We start from the raw sequence: 5,675 nt of genomic DNA, 5'->3' as shown, positions 1-5,675 counted from the left end.
GCGGCGCCGCTCCGGAGCGGGCACGTGGCTCGCGGTTTCCGGCCCGTGTGTTGCGGCTGCCTCCGGTCAGCGTCCTTCCCGCGGGGAGGCGACGACCTCGCGTACGGCCTCGGCGATGGCCGGGTAGTCCTTCTTGAGGAGCGCGCCGTGGTTGCTGGCGACCTTGGCGCCGATTCGGATGTTCGGGTTGCGCGTGGTCACCGCGTCGAGACCGGCGCGGATGCGTTCCTGCTCGTCGCCGCGGCTTCCGAACGACGTCCCCGAAGCGACCACGTACCGCACCGGGACGGTGATGCCGTCCAGCACCGGGCCCAGTTCGCGCTCGCGGGACAGCCTGCCGAGCTCGATGTTGCTGTCCGCCTGCTGCGCGGCGGTCATCCGCGGGGCCAGGCCGGTCGGGCGCAGCAGTGGCAGGAACCAGGCCAGCCGGCGGAACAGCCTACGGATCCGCTGTTCCATGGCCTCGTCGAGCCAGTCGTACGGGAAGGCGCCGTCGACCAGGACCGCGCCCCGTGCACGCTCCGGATTGCGGCCGGCCCAGTGGGCCGCGACGACCGCCCCGTAGGACCAGCCCACCACCAGTGCCCGGTCCACCCCCCTGGCCGCGAGAACGGCGTCGACGTCCCGGACGGCCGCCTCGAAGGAGTAGTCCGCCGAACGCCTCGATCTGCCGCGGGCCCGCTCGTCGTAGGTGATGTGCCGCCATTGCGGGCCCAGTTCGGCGATGACCCGTCGCCAGTACCCCTGCGTGGCGAACTGGCCGTTGAGGTAGAGCACCGGGATGCCCGGGCCGCCCGTGTCGGTGACGGCCAGGGCCGTGTCGTCCACCGGCACCATGCCGGTCCACTTCGAAGTGGTGGAAGAAGAGTTGTCGTCGTGCGTCATGGGTTCCCCCCAGATCTGGTTGCCGTCGGGTTCCGGGTCCGCGCTCTCACAGGCTGCGGGCGGTGATGTCGCCCTTCGCGGAGGTGGCCCGGATGCCGAGTTCGGTGGTGCCGTCGTTCTTGAGGGCGTGAGTCACACGGCCGTGGCCGGCAGCGGCGTCCAGTGCGGCCGAGACGCCGGCGGCGGCGCCGATCGTGATGTCGCCGGACCCGGTACGGAGCCTGACCGTGCCGCGCCGCGCCTCGGTGATCCGGATGTCTCCCCGTGCGGTGCTGATCTCCGCGTCGCCGTTGAGCCGGCCGATCTCCACGGCGCCGTCGAGCGCGGTGAGACGGACTCGGCCGGCCTCGTCGATCTTGACGCACCGGTACGCGCCTTCGAAGTCGATGTCGCCCAGGCGTCCCACACCGCGGAGTTCGGCGCCGGCGGACTCGCCCTTTATCCGCGAGTCGGCGGGCAGCCGGACGGTGACCTCGACGGAACCGGAGGGGCCGAGGAGCTGGTTGCCCGGCGTCGGGGCCGTGATCCGCAGGACGCCGTCGGTGCAGGTGACGGAGGTCTGTTCAGCGGCTTTGACGTCACGGTTCCTGGAGGGGGCGGTGGGCAGGACCTCGACGGTGGTGTCGGTACGGTCCCCCGCGATGAATTGCACGCGTCCGGCAGGGATCTCCACGACGGCGGAGATCGGGGCCGGGGTGTCGAACTTGTGCATCGTGTACTCCCAGGCGCTTGTGGTTTCCGATGATGGAAACGCTACGTTGCGTTCCGAGATCCGGCAACAGACTTGTGGCGTAGGGGTGTTGATAGCGCAGGCCAGAGGCGTGAATCGTTGCAATGGGGTCGAAGTGCAAAGCAATGACTTTGGTGCGCGCATTGCAATGAGCCACAAGTGAACGCTACGGTCAGGCTCGGACCCGCCGTGAAGGACCATGAAGGAGGCAGCGATGCCGGGAGGCAGGCTCACCCAACAGGAGCGCCGGCAGATCGCGCTGGGGCTGGCCGACAGCCTCCCCTACGCCGAGATCGCCCGGAGCCTCGGCCGCCCGACCTCGACGGTCACGCGTGAGGTGATGCGCAACGGCGGCCCCACCGCCTACCGCGCCGACCTGGCCCACCGTGCCACCGAACGGCGTGCCCACCGGCGTAGGAATCCCTCCGCCCGGGGTCCGGAGCCGGCCTCCCAGCCGCACGGACGTGACGGCGGGGCCGTGGCCGAGTACGAGGAGACGTTCATCGCCGTCCTCATGGCCTCCGGTCTGCCCAGAATGCCGGCAAGGGTGTTGACCTGCCTGTTCGTCACGGACGCCGGCCGCCTCACCGCGTCCGGGCTCGCTCAGCGCCTCCAGGTCAGTCCGGCGTCCGTCTCCAAGGCGATCGCCTTCCTGGAGAGCCAGAGCCTCGTCCGCCGGGAACGCGACGAACGCCGCCGGGACCACTACGTCGTCGACAACGACCTCTTCTACCAGTCGACGATCGCCAGCGCACGGGCCAACGACCGGCTCGTGGAGACGGCGCGCCGGGGCGTCGCCGTCCTCGGCCCCCACACCCCGGCGGCGCACCGACTGGAAAACGTCGCCCGCTTCCTCGACTTCATCAGCGAGAGCATCACCCGCGCCGCCGAACAGGCCCGCGAGGTCCTCCACACCGAACCGGAAACCCCCGCACACGACGCACCCCGCCCGGGGCGCGACTAGTCATTTCGCCGCCCTGGACATCGGGTAGTGGGGTCCGTCTCCCGACACCCCGGAGGGACGCTCTCGGAGGTGCCCGCAGGGCGGACTCAGCCGTGCGCTCCCGCCCGCCACTGCTCGAAGGCCGTGAAGTGCTCCAGCATCGTGGCGAGATGGTGCTCGCCCTCGGCATAGAGGGAACCCACGTGGGAGAGGGGGACGACCGTGGGCAGGGAGTCCTCGCCCATCTCCTCGTCGGCGTCCAGCGCGTCCGCCTCCGGGGCCGTCAGGCCGTTCCGCGGGTAGGTGAGGCGGGGAGAGCCGGGCCAGTCCTCGCCGGGGCGGGGACCGTCGGGGGACCAGGCCCAGACGGCGCCGTGGCGGCGGACGGCGATTTCGCCCAGGTACCAGGCGGCGGCCATCAGGACGGGGTCGTCCTGGTGGTGGTAGACGTCCTCCCAGGTGCCGTAGCGGGAGAGCAGGAGCCGTTCGAGGCGGTCGAGCGAGGCGGGGGAGTAGTCCCAGTCACCGCCGGTCTCGGCGGCCAGGGAGTCGAAGGCGGTGCGCGCCGCTTCCAGCCATGCGTTCAGGCGCGGGTTGTGGTGCCAGGCGGGGTCGTCGATGCTGCGCATGACCATGACTCTACGACCCGTACGCCCCGTACGAGCGGATGTAACAATCCTGTGTGCGCCGGGAGTTGACACAGACATGCAACGCGACGCGATGGCTAGAGTGAGGCAATCGGCGCCACAGTCACGGGGGCCCTGGCGCCGACCGTGAACCCGTATTCGCAGGGCTCCCGTTCGGAGAACCCTCGTGACTCAAGTGATAACGGCGTCGCGCCGCCGCGTCTGGCCGCGTGCCGCGCTCGCGTTAACCGCGGCGGGCGTTCTGACACTGACCGGCCTGCCGGGTCTGCACGGCGACCTCGCCTACGCGGCCAAGGGGAAGCGCTGCGACAGCCTCCCGGGCGTCACCAGTACCCGGCCGGGCACCAACAACCTGCCGTGGGACCGCGGCCTTCAGGTCCGTGCCCCGAGTGAGCGGGACTCCTACACCTACGACGCGCCCCGGCAGAGCTTCGACGGACTCACGCTGCCCGGGGACGCCGAGAACCCCACCGACGAACAGGCGGCGCAGCGCGCCAAGTTCCTCGCGAAGTTCGACAAGCCCTACACCTCCTACCCGGAGAACAGCGAGGAGCGCGTCTTCGCCCGGTACAAGAGCTACCTGAACAACGGGAACCCGAAGTACAAGACGTTCGCGGACTGGCTCGAGGGCGGCTACATCATGCCGCACAACAACAACAAGCGCGGCGCGGCCTTCGAGACGAAGGTGATCAACGATCTCGGCCTGGTCGGCGAGGACTGGCTCTGCCAGGAAGAGATCGCCATCAAGGACAAGAACGGCAAGCCCATCATGGTCAGTGATGGCAAGGGCGGCCAGAAGCCGCTGGTGCGCAAGTTCGACGCCGTGAACTACAAGACCGGACAGTTCCTGGAGTTCAAGGCCGGGCCCGGCCGTGACACCGGACAGGACCTGGCGAACAGGAGATTCCTGGAGGACCCGCGCTTCCAGAACGGCGAGCTGGCCAAGAACGGCCGCATCTCCTACGTCAACGGCCAGTCCAAGGACTCGGCCACCACCAAGTACCTCGGCAAAATGGCCGAGCAGTACAAGGGGACCGACGGACAGCCCCGCGTCCGTGCCTACGAGCACCTCTCCACGGACGTCCCCAAGTACAAGTCGGTCAGCTACAAGCACGTGTCCGGCACCACCAGGCCGGACCCCAACTTCGCCGCGAACGGCAACAACCGGCTCGGCGGCGCGGCCTCACGCACCATCGGCCAGTCCCCGGAGACCCCGAAGGAGATGGCCGACCGCATCCGCCGTCTCGGCGGCAGCGGCCCCGCGCGCTTCGGCGTCCGCGGCCCCGGCGGCGTGGACTTCTCCACCCTCGACCTCGCCTACGTCGGCAAGCCCGTCAAGGGCAAGGGGCTGCCGTACGCCTTCTCCGCGGACAAGGTGCAGGACGAGACCCAGGACAAGGGCTGGGGCGGCAAGGCCAAGGCCCAGCTCATCTCCGACTCCTTCTTCACCTGGCTCGCGCTCACGCCGGACAAGTTCTGGGTCAACCTGAACCCCGACCAGCCCGACCAGATCATGGACAAGACCTTCGGCAAGACCGACGCCGGCCGTGTCCTGCTCCAGGCCGACCTCCAGATGAAGCACGACTACGCCAAGGACGTCGACTACCGCAAGGACCCCGGCAAGCAGTACGCCGAGGCCATGCGCGCCGCCAACATCCCCTGCGGCGACACCATCCGGCTGTGGATCACCCCGAAGACGGCCAAGGTCCGCGCCGACGACGGCGGTCTCTACATCCTCGACACCCCGCTCAAGGTCAACGTCGACCACATCGACCGTGACACCCCCGACCCCAACGGCAACGACTGCAAGCTGACCCGGGCCCAGCGCGACACCGCGAACGGCCTGCTCAAGCAGTACATCATTCCGGGCGTCGAGAAGAAGGTGAACACCTCCGCCGACTACGCCGACCTGCGCCGTGTCTACAGCGCCCGCGTGGCCGCCGAGTACGTCCGGCAGAGCGACGCCGAGCAGGCCGGGGACTACCACGCGGTCATCAACAGCGGTGACGTCGCCCGCTGGCCCGTACGTTCGCCCAACCGGTCCTGGACGCCCAAGCAGACCTGGGACGACTACATGAGGTCCTTCACCAAGGGCGACTACTCGCTGCCCTGTGAGGTGGGGGGCCAGCAGAAGATGTGCGTCATGGGCGGCGTCGACTTCGGCAAGGCGCCCAAGCAGAACATCACCCGCGTGGAGTTCAAGGCCCAGCACCCGAACCTGGAGAAGACGACGAAGATCGCGACCGAGGGGCAGACCGAGAGCGCCGACAACCCGGCGCTCGCCCTCCTCGGCGGCGGCAGCGCCTTCGCCGGTGACGGAGGCGGGTCGACGCCGACTCCGACGCATTCCTCCGAGCCGACCCATCGGCCCACCCCGTCTCCGACGGACCACAGCAGCACGCCTCCGGCGAACCACACCCCGTCGCCGAGCCCCTCCACCCCGGCCGGCGGTCCCACGCCGCCCGCCACC

At 69.5% G+C, this 5,675-nt stretch carries 5 protein-coding genes; 2 read left to right on the top strand and 3 right to left on the bottom strand.

Annotated elements, in window-relative coordinates:
• Positions 1-66: 66 nt before the first annotated feature.
• Positions 67-885 (bottom strand): alpha/beta fold hydrolase, encoded by an 819-nt coding sequence (locus CCN33_RS18965; RefSeq protein WP_086694768.1) that lies wholly within the window; start codon positions 883-885, stop codon positions 67-69.
• 46 nt (positions 886-931) lie between these two features.
• Entirely contained in the window at positions 932-1,597 is a 666-nt protein-coding gene (locus CCN33_RS18960) for a DUF4097 family beta strand repeat-containing protein (protein WP_086694767.1), read from the bottom strand.
• 232 nt (positions 1,598-1,829) lie between these two features.
• Between CCN33_RS18960 and CCN33_RS33840 the strand changes: the two genes are divergently transcribed.
• A complete protein-coding gene (locus CCN33_RS33840; protein ID WP_086694766.1) occupies positions 1,830-2,579 on the top strand; it encodes a helix-turn-helix domain-containing protein in 750 nt (249 codons plus the stop codon).
• Positions 2,580-2,665: 86 nt separating this feature from the next.
• Here the strand turns inward: CCN33_RS33840 and CCN33_RS18950 are convergent, their stop codons facing one another.
• Complete coding sequence (locus CCN33_RS18950; protein ID WP_140394593.1) at positions 2,666-3,187, bottom strand: hypothetical protein; 522 nt, start codon at positions 3,185-3,187, stop codon at positions 2,666-2,668.
• A gap of 184 nt (positions 3,188-3,371) precedes the next feature.
• Between CCN33_RS18950 and CCN33_RS18945 the strand changes: the two genes are divergently transcribed.
• Positions 3,372-5,675, top strand: a 2,304-nt coding sequence (locus CCN33_RS18945; protein WP_140394592.1) for a hypothetical protein, incomplete at its 3' end; no start/stop codon positions are given.

This window comes from Streptomyces recifensis, assembly GCF_002154615.1.
GTDB lineage: Bacteria > Actinomycetota > Actinomycetes > Streptomycetales > Streptomycetaceae > Streptomyces > Streptomyces griseoluteus.
The sequence above is the reverse complement of the archived record's forward strand: the minus strand, read 5'-3'. Positions and strand labels throughout refer to the sequence as shown.